The sequence below is a fragment of the Xanthomonas sp. WHRI 7945 genome (assembly GCF_035026585.1).
This window is the reverse complement of record NZ_JAYIQP010000013.1, coordinates 15,095-32,137: the sequence shown is the minus strand read 5'-3', so window position 1 is coordinate 32,137 and position 17,043 is coordinate 15,095. Positions and strand designations below refer to the sequence as shown.

Annotated in this window: 17 protein-coding genes and 1 riboswitch; of the genes, 13 read left to right on the top strand and 4 right to left on the bottom strand. The window is 65.0% G+C overall.

What is annotated here, in order from left to right; genetic code table 11:
- Positions 1-158: 158 nt before the first annotated feature.
- From VDQ83_RS12180 to VDQ83_RS12130, 11 genes are all read left to right on the top strand, one after another.
- A complete protein-coding gene (locus VDQ83_RS12180) occupies positions 159-464 on the top strand; it encodes a hypothetical protein (RefSeq protein WP_455435131.1) in 306 nt (101 codons plus the stop codon).
- Complete coding sequence (locus VDQ83_RS12175) at positions 461-1,171, top strand: hypothetical protein (RefSeq protein WP_455435130.1); 711 nt, start codon at positions 461-463, stop codon at positions 1,169-1,171. The genes VDQ83_RS12180 and VDQ83_RS12175 overlap by 4 nt, the downstream gene beginning before the upstream one ends.
- Entirely contained in the window at positions 1,171-1,653 is a 483-nt protein-coding gene (locus tag VDQ83_RS12170; RefSeq protein WP_455435129.1) for a hypothetical protein, read from the top strand. The genes VDQ83_RS12175 and VDQ83_RS12170 overlap by 1 nt, the downstream gene beginning before the upstream one ends.
- Before the next feature lie 161 nt (positions 1,654-1,814).
- Positions 1,815-2,792, top strand: coding sequence for a hypothetical protein (locus tag VDQ83_RS12165; protein ID WP_455435128.1), 978 nt, complete (start codon positions 1,815-1,817; stop codon positions 2,790-2,792).
- 277 nt (positions 2,793-3,069) lie between these two features.
- A complete protein-coding gene (locus tag VDQ83_RS12160) occupies positions 3,070-3,306 on the top strand; it encodes a helix-turn-helix domain-containing protein (protein WP_455435127.1) in 237 nt (78 codons plus the stop codon).
- A complete protein-coding gene (locus VDQ83_RS12155) occupies positions 3,303-3,785 on the top strand; it encodes a hypothetical protein (protein WP_455435126.1) in 483 nt (160 codons plus the stop codon). Before VDQ83_RS12160 ends, VDQ83_RS12155 begins: the two co-directional genes overlap by 4 nt.
- Positions 3,782-4,549: a helix-turn-helix domain-containing protein gene (locus VDQ83_RS12150; RefSeq protein ID WP_455435125.1), complete on the top strand. Its 768-nt coding sequence runs from the start codon at positions 3,782-3,784 to the stop codon at positions 4,547-4,549. Before VDQ83_RS12155 ends, VDQ83_RS12150 begins: the two co-directional genes overlap by 4 nt.
- Positions 4,549-6,405, top strand: a complete 1,857-nt coding sequence (locus VDQ83_RS12145; protein ID WP_455435124.1) for a toprim domain-containing protein — start codon at positions 4,549-4,551, stop codon at positions 6,403-6,405. The genes VDQ83_RS12150 and VDQ83_RS12145 overlap by 1 nt, the downstream gene beginning before the upstream one ends.
- Complete coding sequence (locus tag VDQ83_RS12140) at positions 6,402-6,803, top strand: hypothetical protein (RefSeq protein ID WP_455435123.1); 402 nt, start codon at positions 6,402-6,404, stop codon at positions 6,801-6,803. Before VDQ83_RS12145 ends, VDQ83_RS12140 begins: the two co-directional genes overlap by 4 nt.
- The gene (locus VDQ83_RS12135) at positions 6,800-7,366 is read left to right on the top strand and encodes a hypothetical protein (protein WP_455435122.1); all 567 of its coding nucleotides are present in this window, start codon (positions 6,800-6,802) and stop codon (positions 7,364-7,366) included. The genes VDQ83_RS12140 and VDQ83_RS12135 overlap by 4 nt, the downstream gene beginning before the upstream one ends.
- Positions 7,356-7,577, top strand: coding sequence for a hypothetical protein (locus VDQ83_RS12130; protein WP_455435121.1), 222 nt, complete (start codon positions 7,356-7,358; stop codon positions 7,575-7,577). The genes VDQ83_RS12135 and VDQ83_RS12130 overlap by 11 nt, the downstream gene beginning before the upstream one ends.
- Positions 7,578-7,608: 31 nt before the next feature.
- Here VDQ83_RS12130 and VDQ83_RS12125 read toward each other — a convergent pair whose 3' ends face one another.
- Entirely contained in the window at positions 7,609-8,106 is a 498-nt protein-coding gene (locus VDQ83_RS12125; protein ID WP_455435120.1) for a hypothetical protein, read from the bottom strand.
- On the bottom strand, positions 8,107-8,622 hold the full coding sequence (locus VDQ83_RS12120; RefSeq protein WP_455435119.1) for a Panacea domain-containing protein: 516 nt from the start codon (positions 8,620-8,622) through the stop codon (positions 8,107-8,109). It abuts the gene before it with no gap.
- 412 nt (positions 8,623-9,034) lie between these two features.
- Positions 9,035-9,288, top strand: a riboswitch (cobalamin riboswitch).
- Between the two features lie 213 nt (positions 9,289-9,501).
- On the opposite strand from VDQ83_RS12120, the gene metE reads away from it, so the two are divergent.
- Complete coding sequence (gene metE / locus VDQ83_RS12115) at positions 9,502-11,793, top strand: 5-methyltetrahydropteroyltriglutamate--homocysteine S-methyltransferase (protein ID WP_455435118.1); 2,292 nt, start codon at positions 9,502-9,504, stop codon at positions 11,791-11,793.
- Between the two features lie 210 nt (positions 11,794-12,003).
- Here the strand turns inward: metE and VDQ83_RS12110 are convergent, their stop codons facing one another.
- Positions 12,004-13,284: a PDZ domain-containing protein gene (locus VDQ83_RS12110; protein WP_455435117.1), complete on the bottom strand. Its 1,281-nt coding sequence runs from the start codon at positions 13,282-13,284 to the stop codon at positions 12,004-12,006.
- A gap of 132 nt (positions 13,285-13,416) precedes the next feature.
- Here VDQ83_RS12110 and VDQ83_RS12105 point away from each other — a divergent pair, with 132 nt between their 5' ends.
- On the top strand, positions 13,417-15,381 hold the full coding sequence (locus VDQ83_RS12105) for a choice-of-anchor X domain-containing protein (protein ID WP_455435116.1): 1,965 nt from the start codon (positions 13,417-13,419) through the stop codon (positions 15,379-15,381).
- A gap of 212 nt (positions 15,382-15,593) precedes the next feature.
- Here the strand turns inward: VDQ83_RS12105 and VDQ83_RS12100 are convergent, their stop codons facing one another.
- Positions 15,594-17,039 carry an efflux transporter outer membrane subunit gene (locus VDQ83_RS12100; RefSeq protein WP_455435218.1) on the bottom strand — a complete coding sequence of 482 codons (1,446 nt, stop codon included), beginning with the start codon at positions 17,037-17,039 and terminating at the stop codon, positions 15,594-15,596.
- Positions 17,040-17,043 lie beyond the last annotated feature (4 nt).

Here is a 17,043-nt window from a genome sequence, read left to right as displayed (position 1 = left end):
CAGCCGCTGAGTGGACAACAGCCGGAAGTGTGCGTTTCGCCCCGAAAACTGGGTAGAAGCAGCAAAGTTCAAAGCGTAAAACAATGACGGCCCGAGCGTTAGCGCGCTCGAGCCGTCTACCAAGCAACCCATCATCGACGAAGACTCAGGAGATACACATGGCGAGCAATAGCGTACCTCAGAAGTTGGCCAAGGACATCACCGTCGCTTCCCCGTTCTACCACGTCCCGGTGGACGAGGGGCATCTGTTCCAGGTCAATGCTGGCATCAACACCGGCACCGCCCTGTTTAGGGCCAGCCAAATCAACGAACACGTGCGGGACATCCTGTGGGACAGCATGACCGCCGCTGGGGCGTCCGACGATGCCCTCCACGTTTCGATCCCCTACGACACGGCCGAGTTTCTCCACTTCTTGCTGGGAATGGCCGAAGCGCTGCGCAAAGCAGCAGGAGCGGAAGGATGAGCGCCGATCCGATTGACAAACTCATCGCAGCCGGCGCAACGCCGCGCGAACTGATCGCCTACCCGCTCGATGCAATCGAGTTGCTGGCGAAACATCAGCGCGAAACGTTCCGGCTCTGCTACCACGACGAGGCCGGCGCGGTGGTGGTGGAGAACGTCAAGGCGCATCTTTTGCTGCGACGCGCGGCTGAACTTGGTTGGAAGCCGCATGGCGAAGACCTGTGGTCGCAGTTCGCCATGAACATGTTCGATAACGCGTTGTATCACCTGCGGAGGGGTGTGCATTGGTACGCATCCGCGACCGACGATAGTGACGCCATGCTGCCGCTGGCATGGCCTGCCGCAACGTTGGCGCGCAATGCTGCTCGCGAGGAACGTAAAAGCGCAGCGTACCGGCGAAAGTTAGCCGCCAAGCAAAAGAAGGCCGAGAAGGAGCAAGCGAAGCAGCGGCGCATCAAGAATCGCGAGTCGATGGACTTCCTGATAGCCCACGAAATGAAGAATGCAGAAAATGCCGGCAAGCCGATCGGCCGCCGCCGCGCGCGCTTTCTGGTGAATGCCCTTCTCGGCAAAGTGCGCAAGGTCATGCCCAAGGATGAGGCGACGACCTTCGCTGCCACTTTCCTGCAGGACGACGAAGGGCTGCAGCGGGCGAAGGAGGCGATTAAAGCGCTGCCGCCGCGCGCCAACATCGAGGGGGTGCAGTGATGGCCGCCGTTATCGAGTTCCCGGCAGCCCGCATCGTGCGCTCGCTCAGGAAGCGCGTTGCACGCCCCAGGAAGCTACCCGCCGCAGTTGACCCCGCGAGCCAACGCCGGAACCGCATTGCCGAGTTGCTGGTAGAGCGCGCGCTCAAAGGTGGACAGACACTCGCCGAAATCGCCAGGCGCCTTCACGAAAAGAACAATTCGACCGATGACCAAGCAATGCAGAAGATCCATGCCGCGGTGAAGGCTGAACTGCATCGCCGCATGGGTGCAGCCTCCGTAACCCCGATGAGCATCCGATTTGCGCCGCAATGGCCGGCCGGAAAGCGGGGTGAAAAATTGGAAGAACTTGCGCAACTAGCATTCAATTCTTGCGTGCGCCGCGGTGGAACCAACACCCTGGAGGATGCACGGAAATTCGTTCTTGAGTTGGTGGAAGGCCTCAAAAATCGCGGGAAGTTAGGAAAGGAGGCGAGCCCATGAACACCGAAGTAATCAACAAGCTGCGCGGCACGAACGTCATGCTGTGCGGATCGGCCTGACGAGCAGCTTTCACGCAGCGATGGCTAGCGGTATCTACGTCTTGTACAGTACTGACGATCGCGACTCATTTAACAAAGCGACACCAAGTTACGAGGCGTTCAATGGAAATACCTTCGCAAAGCGATTTTGAGGATTTTATTTATAAAACGCAGACTCCTGGCTTTCTGATCACGGGCTATCGCCGAGATCAGGACTTCAATCTCGATTTAGCTACTACCGCCATTCGATCCTATCGGGATGGATATAAGGACTTCTCCTTTGAAGTTGACCTGCATCCCGCCTCTATTTGGCTGGAAAAAAGCTCCTCAGCAAGCGCAAGAGCTTGGGCTTCGCTTTTCGGCAAGAAGCATGACAACCCTGGCCTGCATGAATATAACCCGGAAGACTATACGCACGCGATGTACCGCGCGGCATCCAGAAAAAGAACACCAGATGATTATAAGGGGCGAATTCCACTCTACATCGATGCCGACGAAGGTGTTGTATATCGGGAACTGACGCCTGGGGAAATAGAAGAGAAGATCGCTCTGGCGAATACTGAGAATGAAATTCAAAGGAGATTTAATTATCGAATCAATGCTTTTCTGGCATTCAATCCATTCGACACATCAAGGGGCGTCGCATCTGCTTTTCTTGGGTATTTTTATACAGACGCATACAAGAGGCACTACGTAAAGGCGGCGGAGCGAAAGGCCGCGGCTGTCGCTCTGCGTGATGCGATAAAGACGTTGGGTGATGAAAGACTTTGGGATCTGTGTGGGCTGCAATGGTCGGTCAGAAGCCCGAGTCGGTCTCGCATAGATGCTATTGAGAAGATCATCTCATCAGACGTAAGGTCTCCGATTCGCAAGTTGGATGGAACCGTTCGCGAGCGCGCGTTGGCCTTTGAGTTGTGGTCAATTTTTCAAAGGCAATTTCGCGCAAACAAGGTTACGGCGATCTTCAACTTCCTACTGTTCGACGGTGTAAAGAACCCCCCTGACTCCCCTCGAAGCATTGAAAAGTGGGTCAAGGAGTGGAAAAGTGCTGGCGTCACCACGAACCCGCCACAAAACTGGTCCACTAGGCGCAGAATGTGACGGCATAGATATGGGGAACCTTGCGCGTTGCTTTGTCCGGGGTGCAAGAAGCAGCTTTGCCAGCTAATAGCTGGCGTGTTTTCAGCTTTAGCCTTAAGGCCAAATGCGCTCAGTGTCGTACACCACCGTGTTCGCTCACACTGACGCGGAATCTAGAGCCGGCCTGCTGGGTAAAAGACCCGCAGGTATCTGATAGGCCTGGTTCCATAGGAAGAGAACGGCTGGCGCTTGGCATAAGGCATTAGCTGCTTTAGTGCACATGCAGGCGCCGGTCTCTATGAGGCCGAAGTTCATGCAAAGCAGTTCATTGACCCCTTCGCCGGATCAGGCGAACGCTCCGAGGCTTTATTCCATCAACGGCGCCTGCGCCGCGCTGGGTGGTATGGGCCGCACCTGGCTCTATGAGCAGATCAAGCTCAAGCGCCTCCGCACCGTCAAACTCGGGCGGCGCACCATGATTCCGGCGAGTGAGCTTGAATCGCTCATCGCCTCCCAGTTGGAATCTGCCGCATGAGTGGTCGCGCGCCCATGCCGGTTGCCGGACACCGGTACGGCGAGCAGGAGGGTGAGCCGGAGCATCAGATGTCGCGCGCGCAAGCCAGCCTGCAGCGGGATGCTGTCCTGCCCCTAGCGCGAATCGACGAACACCTGGCAGATGGTCGCGTGGGCGTAGTGCTCATCGACAGGGAGAGGCCTGGGTTTGCCTTCGACTTCTACTGTCATAGCCGTGACGATGCGCTGGAGTGGATCGCCCTGCTGGCGGCTAAGTCCTGGGTGACCCCGCGCCATCTGGAATGGTTCGCGACCCTGATGCGCGAGGCCTTCGAGGGCAATACGGAAACCTCGCCTCCGGCGTGGGATCCCACCATCAGCCCCTCTCCGATCTTGCGCCGGCGGATCAAGGCGCTGCTGATCGGCGCCCGCTGCAGGCACCTGCTCCCGGGTTGGGTCGTCAGCAGCCTCTTCCGGGCGCTGCGTTTGGAGGCGCTATGAGCGTTCAAGCCATGACTTGGGCCTTGGAGCAGCAGCACGTCACCGAGCCCAGCGCGCGCCACGTCCTGCTGTGCCTGGCCAACTACGCCGGCCCTGATGGCCGCGCAGCGTTCCCATCGACCGGCACCCTGGCCACCGACACGGGACTGGCCAAGCGCACCGTGCACAGGCAACTGGACCAGCTTGAGTCCATGGGCCTGATCCGCCGCGGCAACCAGGCGATTCCTGCGGCCTACATCGACCGCGCCGATCGCCGCCCTGTTTGCTATGACCTGGCTATCGAACGGGGTGACACAGCGGCATCCCGTGGCGTGAACGGGGTGACACTGGTGCACGAACGGGGTGACACAGTGTCACCCAATCCGTCCTTTAATCCAGAAGCTAAAAGCACCCCCTTACCCCCTAGCGGGGGTGAGGATGGGGATCTGCTTCGCAGCGAAGCGGGCAAGGCAGCCAAGCCCGCTCGCAAGGTCGCTGAGTTGGAGACAGCCAAGTTCGCAGAGTTCTACCAAGCCTACCCACGACATGAGGCAAGGCCTGATGCGGCGAAGGCTTGGCGCAAGAACAACTGCGAGGCGCAGGCCGAACGGATCATCGCGGAGGTGAAGACTCGTGCAGCCGCCGATCCCCAATGGGCGAAGGAGCGCAAGTACATCCCGCTGCCTGCAACGTACCTCAACGGGCGGCGTTGGGAGGATCAATGGCGCGACGGGGGCGATGGCGGCGCTGCTGGCCTGCCTGACTTCATGCAGGGGGTGCGCTGATGCGCGCAACCGAGCTATCGCGTCTTTTGGGGACGCAGGCCGAGGCAGTGGTGCGCATGCTCCTGCCGCAGGGCAAGCGATCAGGTAGCGAGTGGAAGGCCGGATCTGTGGACGGCCAGTCTGGCGACAGCCTGGGCGTGGTGTTGCGTGGCGACAAGGCCGGGGTGTGGTCGGACTTCGCAACCGGCGAGTCGGGCGATTTGATCGGCTTGTGGGCCGCAGCGCGGGGTGTATCGCTGCGTGAGGCATGCGAGCAGGCCATGGACTATCTGGGCATCCGCGAGCACAAGCAGCTGCAGCCGCTACCGAAGCGCTACAGCCGGCCGAGCAAGGATGGTATGCGGCCGCTGCCGGACCCGCTGCGCAGCTGGCTCACTGACGAGCGCAGGATCGCGCCCGCCACGCTGGACGCCTACAAGGTCGTCAGCCGGGATGGCTGGATCGTGTTCCCATACCTGCGCGACGGCCAGCTGATCGCGGTCAAGTATCGGAAGCTGCCAAAGGAGTTCCGCCAAGAGGCAGATTGCGAGCCAAGCCTATTCGGCTGGCAGGCGATTGATCCGAACGTGCGCGAGGTTCTGATCGCGGAGGGCGAGCTAGATGCGCTCGCTTGGCACACCTACGGCGTCCCGGCGCTGTCGGTGCCAATGGGTGCGGGAAAAGGCGGCAAGCACACTTGGGTGGAAACCGAGTTCGACAGGCTGGCGGTGTACGACCGCATCAACCTGAGCATGGACGACGACGGCCCGGGGCGTGAGGCAGTGATCGACTTGGTGGAGCGCCTGGGTCGTGAGCGCGTGCACGTGGTCCGGTTGCCGCACAAGGACGCGAACGCGTGCCTGATCGCAGGCGTCCATCAAGAGGCGATGTACAACGCGCTGCGTAGCGCTCGCACGATGGACCCCGTAGAGCTTCGCGACATCGGCGAGTTTGAAGATGAGATCTGGGCCGAGTACCACCGCCAAGATTGCGGAATGGTGCTTCCCTGGAAGAAGACCCACGACGAAATCCGTCTACGTCCGGGCGAGACCTCGCTGTGGGGTGGCATCAATGGACACGGCAAGTCTGCGGTGACCTCGTTCGTCACCGGTTCGCTTGCGGCTTGCGGCGTTCGCTGCTGTGTGGCGAGCATGGAATTCCGCCGCGGCCTTTGGATGATGCGGATGAATCGCCAGGTGGCGGGGACTGCCAATCCGTCCGAAGCCTATGCCCGGCACGTTACGCGGGTGCTGGCTGGGCATGTGATGGCCTTCGACGTGCAGGGTGCAGCTAAGGCGAAACGCATCCTTGAGGTCTTCCGGTATGCCCGCCGGCGCTATGGCATCGAGTTGTTCCTGTTGGATAACCTGACGAAATGTGGATTCGCCGACGATGATTACTCGGGGCAGAAGCAATTCGTTGAGGCGCTGAGCGACTTTGCCCGGGACGAGCAGACGCACGTCGCAATCGTGGTCCATATGCGTAAGGGCGACGACGAATCTAAGCCGGTCGGCAAGATGGGCGTCAAAGGTTCAGGCGGCATCACCGACATGGTGGACACCGTTTTGGAGATCTGGCGTAACAAACCCAAGGAGCAGGCGATTGCAATTGCCAACACAACCGGGGCGCCTCTTGATGCGAAGTGGGAAGGGCAGCACGACGCCCTGCTGATCTGCCACAAGCAGCGATTCAACGGCAAGGAAGGCCGATTTGGCCTGTGGTACGACCCGGGCACAACGCACTACCTGGCGAGCCCGGAACACAAGCCGCGCACGCTACTGCCGCGAGACAAGCAGGCGTCATTTCCGGTCGCTGTCGTCGGGGCTGCAGTTGACGATTTCGAGGACGCGTTTCCGTCCGCCAAGGTGGCCGCATGAACAGGGTCGAGAACGAGGGCGCCGCTGCGTTGTACGCCTTCGCACGTCAGCTGGAAGCGGAGGCGGCCGCTTACCGGCGCGTCCTGCAGCGCGGTGCCGAGCGGTCAACCACCGTAGAGGCGCTGCTGCAGGCTGCGTCCATGGCACGGCAGACGGCCTATCAAGTCGAGCGCAAGGGCCTCGACGCGGCGATGCGACAGGTGCCACGGCTTCCCGAGGGTGAAGTGTTGGACCGAGCCGTGGAGGCAGCCCGGGTTGAGTGGTTCCGGTCGGTCCATGGGCGGGATCCGGCGTCGCGTGAGTTCAATCACTTGCAGGGCTGCGCCATGCGTAACGCTGTCGTCGCGGCTTGGCCGCATCTTCGCGCCGCGGCGCCAAAGCCGGAAACCGAAGCATGACCCGAGAAGAATTCGACAACCTTCTGCGCCTGTGGGGTTGGGCCTTTGGGCCACGTCGGCAGGAGCTGGAGGAAGGCGCAGGCATGTACGGCGTGTCCGCACTAGCAGGCCTGGGCCGCCCGGCTACGATCAGGCAGACGGCTTCGATGGACCGCGGCGGTATCGCGCGCCGACGCATGATCGGTGCTGCCGCCGGCCTGGTGGACGCGCGCGGCGCAGTGCGAGTGGCGCCGTCGTGGGCGGTAGAAGCGGTTCGCGCGACCGAGACGCGTACTGGTACGGCCAAGATCCTGGCGCCTGACGCCAGCATCCCTGCAGATGCACTGCGCATCGAGCAGGCGGTAGTACGCCTCCGCCGGGAATCGCAAGAACTGGCCATCGTGCTGCGCACTCAGTTCTGTACGCTGCTGGGAGGCCAGCGCGACAAGGCGAACCATCTAGATCTAAGGCTCGGCGTCTATCGAGAGCGGTTGGCAGAAGCGAAGGGCTGGTTGCGGCGCGACATAGCGGATTCCACTAAGCGCGGCACCATGTCACAGGAGGAAGCGATTCATGGCCGCTAACGACTACTCCACCTTCTGGCTGCTGTTCGGCAAATACGGACCGACCATGACCGGGGAGAACTTGCGGGATGCGTTCTTCCCGGGTAGCGCCATGAAGACCATGGCGAACAAGCACAGCGCGCGGCTGTTGCCGGCCAGGACCGGCGACGTGTACGACACGCGGGATGTCGCTACTTGGTGGGATGAGCGGAGGAAGCAGAAGGCCGGATAGAGCCTTAAAAAAGCCGCCTTTGGGCGGCTTGCTACTTAGCGGCTTTCACCATCTCCAGCAAGGCTTTGAAGAGCTCAATTTGTGGAGTCGTTATGGCGAAATTTCCATTCTTCCCGTCGTCTTCCTGCCTTCCTGAACTGATCATCCGAACCAGCGCGAGCGTCAAGGAAAGCGGCACTGCAGCCAAGATCACTAGAACTAGCCCTGTTAGCAGGATGACATGCCAACCGGCGTCGCGAGCAGATGCCAAGATAGCTAGCGAATGATCATCCACAACGCAAAAAATGGCGATCGGCAGCATGATCAGATAGGCCAAGGACGCACCGCCAACGGCAAAGAACGCCCAGCGTCGGAACGACCGATGCGCCACCTCACTTAGCTCGTACTGATCGAGATAGATCTCGCTCTTCGCCTTTGAGGGCGCAGGTGAACGCGACTGGTCTCCAGCGTTTGTAGCGTCGGCAGCCTCTCGGGCTGCCGGAGCTATCTCGGGAAACGTCTTATCAGACTCAGTCTGCGACTCGGCCATTTATGCGACGCTCGCAGCATTTGCTGCTTGCGCCTGCATCTCCCGGATCTTTGCCTGATAGTGTTCTTTGATCAACGCGTTGTCGATCGGAGCGAAGTTCATGTTCCGACCACCTTGCTGATGCCAGGCGATCGACCAAGGCGTGTTATCCATATGAGTCATGGCGGAAAGCTGCACACCACTGAATCCCGCGTAGCTCTTCCAGACAGAATCCAAGAGGTTGGCTGCAGTCGCGTCAACCTTGGTCTCTACCTGCCAAGGGAATGGACTAAAGGACAACAGCCCCTGAACAGCGCCACTACCAAATTGCCTCACGCGATCGTACAAGGACTTGATGACAGGGCCGTACTTCCAAGCTTGCACCTGCTCATTGATGAGCGGTTGACCCATGTAACCAAGGTGCCAACCATGAGCGATGTACACCAACTTGATGAGTTGCATGGGCGTAAGCGCCCGTCCCTCTTGCGAGGCCTTTTCAAGGAAGTAATTTGCGACGGTAGAAGGCGAGTAGGCCATGAATGCTCCTAGACAGGGGGCGGCAGGAGATCCTACGGAGCCGAGGAAGTCTCACATATATCAGTCTCACCGTTTGCGAGACGCGATCACTCTCCTGACTTCGGGACGAATCTTGCGAAATCAAGCGATCAATGTGCCATTGTTGTGCCAGCCCAACGAAGAAGCCTTCTACATAAGGCGGTCGGTCCAGTCCATCATCGGCGCGACGGACAGGCGCAGGGAAGCGGCGTAGCGCGCGGGCAGGTCGGAGGTCGGGAGCGGAAGCGTCATTGGGCGCGGCGGTGCTGCGCTGCCGCTTGCCGCGGGAGCGCCAGATCATTGGCTTTGGGATCAATAGCTTACACGTTCGCCGTGAACGTTGCGGGCAACGTCGGCGAATTCACTTGGCGCTTGACCCGCCGCCGCATCCGGCCTATCGTGCGCTCGCCGAAGGTATCCATCGCTTCATTCGGATGAAGGGATGGATTTAAACGGGAATCCGGTGAAGGCCGGCGCCGCAAGCGCCTGCCCATTCCGGAGCTGCCCCGCAGCGGTGAATGGAAACGACCTCCGTCAATGGCACTGGGCCGGCGCATGCCGGCCTGGGAAGCGACGGACAGTAGGCGCGCAGCCGGCACGGTGCGCTCGTCCATCAGCCCGAATACCGGCCCCGGCCGGAGGACCTGTGCGTCCTCCGATTCGACCTGGCGTCTCCGCGGGGAGGCGGCCGGAAGCCGTGCCGTGGCCCTGCGCCGCGCCGCGCTCTTCCGCCTGCCCGCGTGGCGCCGGTTCGCCCGCGGGGGCGAAGGTCGCTGGCGTGGCGGGCGTCCCGTGCGAACGGGCGGACGGCGCGCGGTTCCTTCGTTCCTCAATGCCCATGAACGCAATGAGGAAACGCAAATGACGATCGTGACCAACCTGGGCTTCCCGCGCATCGGTGCGCGGCGCGAGCTCAAGCGTGCGCTGGAAAGCTACTGGCGCGGCGACAGCAACGGCGCAAGCCTGCAAGACACGGCGCGGCAGTTGCGCCAGCGGCACTGGCGGCTGCAGGTCGAGGCCGGGTTGGACCTGCCGCCCAGCAACGACTTCAGCCTGTACGACGCGATGCTCGACACCGCGTTCCTGTTCGATGCGATCCCGCAGCGCTACCGCGCGCTGGCCGATGCCGATCCGCTGGCCGGCTACTTCGCGATGGCGCGCGGCACGCAGGAGGACGGCCTGGACCTGCACGCGCTGGAAATGACCAAGTGGTTCGACACCAACTACCACTACCTGGTGCCGGAACTGGCGCGGCGCCAGCATTTCCGCCTGCGTGGCGACAAGCCATTGGCCGAGTTCCTGGAAGCCAAGGCGCTGGGCATCACTACGCGGCCGGTGCTGATCGGGCCGGTGACCTTCCTGCTGCTGTCCAAGACCGTGGACGGCAGCGACCGCTGGGCGCTGCTGGACAGCCTGTTGCCGGCCTACGCCGAACTGCTGCAGCAACTCGACGCGGCCGGTGCCGCCTGGGTTCAGATCGACGAGCCGGCGCTGGTGCTGGACCTGGACCTCGCCACGCGCGAGGCCTATGGCCGCGCCTATGCGTTCCTGGCCCAGGCGCCGCGGCCGAAGCTGTTGCTGACCACGTATTTCGGCGAGTTGGGCGACAACCTGGAGTTGGCCGCGTCGCTGCCGGTGGACGGCCTGCACGTGGACCTGGTGCGCGGCGTGGCGCAGCTGGACGCGGTGCTGCAGGCGCTGCCGGCCGACCGCGTGCTGTCGGCCGGGCTGGTCAACGGCCGCAACGTCTGGCGCACGCCGCTGGACACGGCGCTGACCCTGGCGCGCTACGCGGTCGGGCATGTCGGCAGCGAGCGCCTGTGGCTGGCGCCGTCGTGCTCGCTGCTGCACGTGCCGGTGGACCTGGAGCAGGAACAGCGCCTGGATCGCGAACTGCACGCATGGCTGGCCTTCGCCAAGCAGAAGCTGCAGGAACTGCGCACGCTGGCCGATGCGCTGCTGGAGCTGCCGCACGCGCAGACCGAGCTGGCCGCGGCGCGCGAGGCGCTGGAGACGCGGCGTGCGTCCGCGCGCGTGCATCGCCCCGAGGTCGCACGCCGGGTGGCGGCGCTGAGCGAGGATGCCGGGCGCCGGCAGTCGCCGTATCCGCAGCGGCGCGAGGCGCAGCAGGCGGCGTTGCGGCTGCCGGCCTACCCGACCACCACCATCGGCTCGTTCCCGCAGACCGCGCAGGTGCGGCAGGCGCGCGCGCAGCACAAGGCCGGCAAGCTCGGCGATGCCGAGTACGACGCGTTCCTGGCAGCAGAGACAGAACGCTGCGTGCGCGCGCAGGAGCAGCTCGGGCTGGACGTGCTGGTGCATGGCGAGTTCGAGCGCAACGACATGGTCGAATACTTCGGCGAGCAGCTCGACGGCTTCGCCTTCACCACGCACGGCTGGGTGCAGAGCTACGGCTCGCGCTGCGTGAAGCCGCCGATCATCTACGGCGACGTGCGGCGTCCCGCGCCGATGACGCTGCGCTGGACGCAGTACGCGCAGTCGCTGACCGACAGGCCGATGAAGGGCATGCTGACCGGGCCGGTGACGGTGCTGCAGTGGTCGTTCGTGCGCGACGACCAGGAACGCGCGCAGACCTGCCGGCAGATCGCGCTGGCGCTGCGCGACGAAGTGCGCGACCTGGAAGCGGCCGGCATCGGCGTCATCCAGATCGACGAGCCGGCGATCCGCGAGGGCCTGCCGCTGCGCCGCGCCGACTGGCAGGCGTACCTGGACTGGGCGGTGCAGTGCTTCCGCATCGCCGCGGCCGGGGTGCGCGACGCCACCCAGATCCATACCCACATGTGCTACTCGGAGTTCAACGACATCATCGAGGCGGTGGCGGCGATGGACGCGGACGTGATCTCGATCGAGACCTCGCGCTCGCGGATGGAACTGCTCGATGCGTTCGTGCGCTTCCGCTATCCGAACGCGATCGGCCCGGGCGTGTACGACATCCACTCGCCGCGCGTGCCCAGCACGCAGGAGATGGTTGCGTTGCTGGACAAGGCGCGCGCGGTGCTGGATCCGCAGCAACTGTGGGTCAATCCGGATTGCGGCTTGAAGACGCGCGACTGGGCGGAAACGCGCAGCGCGCTGGAGGCGATGGTGGCCGCGGCACGGCAGCTGCGCGCGCAGCAGGCGCAAGCGGCGTAAGTCGGCGATGCGCCGACGATGCCCGGCGTGCTGCACGCCGGGCATCGCAACGGCAGGTGCCACGGCATGTCCGTTCGCGGCTATCGCAGCGCAGCGCTTGGCCCATGCGCCGGTGCCGGAACAGGCTGCTCCGACCCACTGCGATGCACTGCGCGCGGCTAAGACGAACACCCGACTGCGGCAAAGCACCCGCAGCTACTGGCCTTCAATTCACTCCGTCGTTGGCGCAGCGGCCGCCGGCACTTGCGCCGATACCGCAGCGTCAGTGCCGCCTGCAAACAACAGACTCAGTTGCTGCATGCGGCGATCGCGCCATACCTGCGCCGGCACCGGAACCCCTGTGCGCACTCCGGCCACCAGCGCCGAGACGTCCTGAGGGGCGCCGACCGCCCGGCCGTCGATCTCCAGCAGCACGTCCATCGGTTTGATCCCGGCATGCATGGCGACGCTCCCATCGATCACCTCCACGATCCATGCGCCGCGCGCGGAAGGAAGCCCGGTTGCCAACACCAGTTCCGCGGTGACCGGCGCGATGCGCACTCCGAGTGTTCTGGGTGCCGCAGCCGCAGCGGCTGCGATCGGCGCTGCCGACGCCGAGGCCGGCGGCGCCGCGGCCGCTGCAGGTGCACGGCCGTTCGGCATCCACGCCACGTCGGTGAACTTGGTGTTGAACCCGCCGAACAGCCTGCGGTAGTCGCGGCTGGCCTTGCCCGCTTCAGCCTGGGTGTCGTACGCGGTGCAGGTGGTGCCTTCGTCCGGCAGGCCGTGCGCGCGCACGGTCTGCTTGAATTCCTCGGCGTACGCTGCGCTCTGGGCGTACACCGCGAGCGGATCGGCGTCGGTCGGCATGGCGAAGATCTGGCTGGCGACGGTCCGCGCCAGGTCGCTGCGATCGGGAACGTCGACCTGGGTCTGGTAGCAGTAGAAATAGCGTGTGACCTGCGTCGGCACCTGCGCGGCGGCATCCCATGGCGGCGGCGTCCACTCCACCTCGCGCCAGCTGCCGACCTTGATCAGCAACGGCCGCTTGCTCCATAGCGCGCGTTGCTGCTCGCGCTGCGCCAGGGCTTCGTCGCGGCCTGGGCCGAGCGCGCAGTCCTTGGTTCCGGCGCCGCCCAGGCTGCCAACATGCCGCAGGAAATCGCTGGCCAGTTCGTTGCTGCGCCGCAGCCAGCCGCTGGCGTCGTCGTGGTAGGACACCTCGACGACTGGCGAGGCCCAGACCTTGGCCGGCACTGTGCCGGTGTCGGTCACGCTGCAGTAGGCGAACCCGGTGCGGATCGGCGCAGGCGCTTGCGCGACGACGGCCGCGGGCACCAGCCCGGCAAAGACAACAGAGAAAAGCACTGCAGCACGCAGCATCTGGACATCCCCCTGGCTGTTCCAGCGTTCCCATCGGCACCGCAGTGCCGCCCCAGCACCGACACTAGCCGATCCGCGGCACCTGCACCACCACCGCGGCGCGGGAACCGCCGCAGTGCTGCAGCGCATGGTGGAACTGTCATCGGGGCGGGGTATAACGCAGTCACGTCGCGGCGAGGGGGCGCTGCATCCGCTGCGCAGGCGTGCGGTCGCATCGCGATCGGCGCACTGTCCGGCTTCGCACCGTTCAAGGAGAGAGCCATGTCGACGCTACCGAAGTTGTCCCTGCTGTTCACGCTGCTGCTGTCGCCGCTGCTCGCGCAGGCGGCCGATCTGGTTCCCAAGCAATTGGCCGGCCCGCCGGAGGAATTCGCGCAGATGCGCGCGCCGGCACCGGCCGAGGCGGCGATCCTGTCCAAGAGTGCGTTGCTGCCGGTGGAGTTCTCATCCGCACGCAGCGGCGCCGCTGCGCAATGGCAAGCGACGCTGCCGGTGGAGAACGGCAAGCTGCGCTTCGTGCTGCTGTCCGGCGCGCACGACTGGCAACCGCAGTTGCATGCCCCTGGCGCGGCGAACGCGCGCGCCAGCGCCGCCGGCATCGTGCCGAACGCCATCGCCACCCGCCTGGGCAGCGGCGGCGCCGCACTGCCGGCGCGCGAATACCGCGTGGACGCTGCCGCCAACGGCAACTGGACCTTGACGTTGCGCGCCGACGGCACCGAGGCGCAACGCGGCTACCTGTTGATGGAAGGCGATGCGCGCACCCAGCTGGCGTCCTATCCCAGCGATCGCCGCCAACTGCACAGCGGCCAGCGCATCGGCCTGACTGCGATGCTCGGCGGCATCGACGGCCACGGCGCCACCGCGCTCGGCGCCACGGCCGGGCGCATCCGCGATGCGCAGCTGCGCGTGATCGCGCCCGACGGCACGGTGACGCAGTGGCCGATGGCCGACGACGGCCGCCATGGCGACGGCGCCGCCGGCGACGGCCTCTACGCCGGCGATTTCCCGGCGAAGGGCCCCGGCAGCTACCTCGCGCAAGTGGTGGTGCATGGCGAGGACGCCGCCGGCCAGGCGTTCGTGCGCACCGCCGAACACGTGCTGCCGGTGCTCGACACCAGCTTGCGCATCGCCGCCGACGCGGTGACGGCGAGCGCGCAGGATGGCACCCGCCTGATGCTGCCGATCCCGATCAGCGCCGGCGGCCAGGCGCCGGCGCACTACCGCGTGCTGGGCGAACTGTGGGGCACCGGCCGCGACGGCAGTGCGGTGCCGGTAGCCTGGCTCGGCGGCATGCTCGCGCCGCAGGACGGGCGCCTGCCGCTGAGCGTGGACGAACGCTGGATCGTCCGCGCCGGCGCGCGCGCGCCATTCACGCTGCGCAACCTGCGCATCGAGGACCCGGACCATTTCGTGCCGCTGGCCACGCGCGACACGCTGGCGCTGACCCTGCCGGCGCCGCGCCGCAGCAGCGTGGCGCGCGGCGGCGCGATCGACGTCAGCATGCGCATGGGCGAGCGCCCGGCCGCGCTGCTGCGCGCGGCGACCGATGCGCAGCCGCAGGCGACCGGTGCGCGGCTGCTGCTGGTGCATGGCTACTGCTCGGGCGGGGTGTGGCCGGTGGCGCAATTCAGCAATGCCTCCGCGTTCCTGGACGTCAACCAGAACCGCAGCAACGACCAGTTCGCGCAGTTGCTGGCGCAGTTCGGCAGTCAATGGAATTCGTTCGGTACGGTGGCGCACAGCCAGGGCGGCATGGCCGCGCTGCACCTGTACAGCTACTACTGGAGCGGGCTGGACAACGCCAGCGGCGGCCGCGTCATGCAGTCGGTGGGCACGCCCTACCAGGGCACCAACCTGGCCGGCATCCTGGCCACGGTGGGCTCGTGGTTCGGCGTGGGCTGCGGCAGCAACAGCGACCTGAGCTACGACGGCGCCAAGGCCTGGCTGGCCGGCATCCCGACCTCGGCGCGGGCGCAGGTCAACTACTACACCACCTCCTTCGCCAAGACCAACTGGTACACCAACGACTACTGCAACGCGGCCTCGGACTTGGTGCTGGACGACCCGGAGGACGGCACCGTCGAGCAGGTCAATGCGCAGCTACCGGGCGGGGTCAACCGCGGCCACACCACCGGCCAGTGCCATACCACCGGCATGCGCGATCCGGCGCAATACCTGGATGCCAACCGCAACGCGACGATGAACGCCAACGCGGCGCGGTGAGGGCCGGAATTGGGGAGTCGGGATTGGAGATTGGTAAAAGCGCTGCCCGGGCATGGAAGCCTGGTGCGGCGCCGATGCCTCCATGCGCCAATGCTGCTGGTGCCGTTTCGATCCTGATGCTGTTCTTTGTAGGAGCGGCTTCAGCCGCGACAGGTGCTCTCGGTAAGGCCCGTCGCGGCTGAAGCCGCTCCTACAGTCGTGCAAGAAATCCGCTAACGCATCGCTTCAGCCACCGGCTCGCCGCTGCGCGCATCCGCGCCGCCGCCGAGCACCTTGTACAGGGTGACGCGGTTGCTCGCCTCGGTCAGGCGCAGGGTGATCAGGTCCTGCTGCGCGGCGTACAGCGAGCGCTGCGAATCCAGGGCATCCAGGTAGCTGTCCACGCCGTTGCGGTAGCGCGCGTCGGCCAGGGTGTAGCTGCGTTGGGTGACGGCGACCAGGGCGCGCTGCGCGTCCATGCGTTCGTCCAGTTGCGCGCGCGTGGCCAGCGCATCGGCCACTTCGCTGAACGCGGTCTGGATGGCCTGCTCGTACTCGGCGACGTTGACGTCGCGGGTGATCTTGGACTCGTCCAGCTCGGCCTTGAGCGCGCCGGCACGGAAGATCGGCACGCTGATGCTGGGCACGAACGACCAGGTGCGGGTGCCGGCATCGAACAGGCTGGACAACGCGGTGCTGCTGCGCCCGGTGGACGCGGTCAGCGCGATGGTCGGGAAGAACGCAGCGCGCGCAGCGCCGATGTCGGCATTGGCAGACTTCAGCGTGTGCTCGGCATACAGCACGTCCGGACGCTGCAACAGCACGCGCGATTCCAGCGGCGCCGGCAGCGGTGCCAACGCCACGCCGCCTTCCAGCGCGGCGGCCTGCGGCAATGCTTCCGCGCTCACTGGCGCACCCACCACCAGGTCCAGCGCGTTGCGCGAAGTCGCCAGCTGCGTGGTGTAGCTGGCGACGTCGGCACGCGCGCTCTCCACGCTGGTCTGCACCTGCGCCAGGTCCAGCCCGGAGACGATGCCCTGCTGGTGCTGCAGTTCGGTGAGCTGCAGCGTCTGCCGCTGGCTGGCCAGGGTCTGCTGCGCCAGCGCCAGGCGCTGCTGGTCGGCGGCCACGGTCAGCCAGTCGGCGGCGACCTCGGCGACCAGGCTCATGCGCGTGCTGCGCTGGGTCTGCGCGGTGGCCAGGTAGGTTTCCAGCGCCTCGTTCTTGAGGCTGCGGATGCGTCCGAACAGGTCCAGTTCCCAACTGCTGACGCCGACGTCGGCCGCATAGGTGCGCCCCACTTCGGAGCGTCCGCTGCTGCTGGTGGACGCGCTGCTGCGCGAGGCGCTCTGGCTGCCGCTGAGGTCCACCGACGGGAACAGGTCCGCGCGCTGGATGCGGTACTGCGCGCGTGCTTTGTCGATGTTGAGCACCGCCACGCGCAGGTCGCGGTTGTTGTCCAGCGCCTGCGCGATCACCTGCTGCAGGCGCGGATCCAGGAACACCTGGCGCCAGTCCAGCGTGGCCACGTTGGCGACGTCACCACCGGTGCTGGTGCCGCTGTCGGCGAAAGTGGCCGGCACAGGCGCGTCGGGACGGGCGTAGTTCGGCGCCATGCTGGCGCAGCCGGCGAGGACACCGGCGCAGGTCAGGGCCAACGCGGTACGGGTCAGGGACACACGG

Bases quoted from the DNA above. Each gene is read 5' to 3' on its own strand.
- VDQ83_RS12110 (WP_455435117.1), bottom strand. From the start codon at position 13,284: ATGCGCTGCAGCACTGCGGCGGTTCCCGCGCCGCGGTGGTGGTGCAGG.
- VDQ83_RS12180 (WP_455435131.1), top strand. From the start codon at position 159: ATGGCGAGCAATAGCGTACCTCAGAAGTTGGCCAAGGACATCACCGTC.
- VDQ83_RS12155 (WP_455435126.1), top strand. From the start codon at position 3,303: ATGAGTGGTCGCGCGCCCATGCCGGTTGCCGGACACCGGTACGGCGAG.
- VDQ83_RS12135 (WP_455435122.1), top strand. From the start codon at position 6,800: ATGACCCGAGAAGAATTCGACAACCTTCTGCGCCTGTGGGGTTGGGCC.
- VDQ83_RS12170 (WP_455435129.1), top strand. From the start codon at position 1,171: ATGGCCGCCGTTATCGAGTTCCCGGCAGCCCGCATCGTGCGCTCGCTC.
- VDQ83_RS12120 (WP_455435119.1), bottom strand. From the start codon at position 8,622: ATGGCCTACTCGCCTTCTACCGTCGCAAATTACTTCCTTGAAAAGGCC.
- VDQ83_RS12140 (WP_455435123.1), top strand. From the start codon at position 6,402: ATGAACAGGGTCGAGAACGAGGGCGCCGCTGCGTTGTACGCCTTCGCA.
- VDQ83_RS12125 (WP_455435120.1), bottom strand. From the start codon at position 8,106: ATGGCCGAGTCGCAGACTGAGTCTGATAAGACGTTTCCCGAGATAGCT.
- metE (WP_455435118.1), top strand. From the start codon at position 9,502: ATGACGATCGTGACCAACCTGGGCTTCCCGCGCATCGGTGCGCGGCGC.
- VDQ83_RS12160 (WP_455435127.1), top strand. From the start codon at position 3,070: ATGAGGCCGAAGTTCATGCAAAGCAGTTCATTGACCCCTTCGCCGGAT.
- VDQ83_RS12105 (WP_455435116.1), top strand. From the start codon at position 13,417: ATGTCGACGCTACCGAAGTTGTCCCTGCTGTTCACGCTGCTGCTGTCG.
- VDQ83_RS12165 (WP_455435128.1), top strand. From the start codon at position 1,815: ATGGAAATACCTTCGCAAAGCGATTTTGAGGATTTTATTTATAAAACG.
- VDQ83_RS12150 (WP_455435125.1), top strand. From the start codon at position 3,782: ATGAGCGTTCAAGCCATGACTTGGGCCTTGGAGCAGCAGCACGTCACC.
- VDQ83_RS12130 (WP_455435121.1), top strand. From the start codon at position 7,356: ATGGCCGCTAACGACTACTCCACCTTCTGGCTGCTGTTCGGCAAATAC.
- VDQ83_RS12145 (WP_455435124.1), top strand. From the start codon at position 4,549: ATGCGCGCAACCGAGCTATCGCGTCTTTTGGGGACGCAGGCCGAGGCA.
- VDQ83_RS12175 (WP_455435130.1), top strand. From the start codon at position 461: ATGAGCGCCGATCCGATTGACAAACTCATCGCAGCCGGCGCAACGCCG.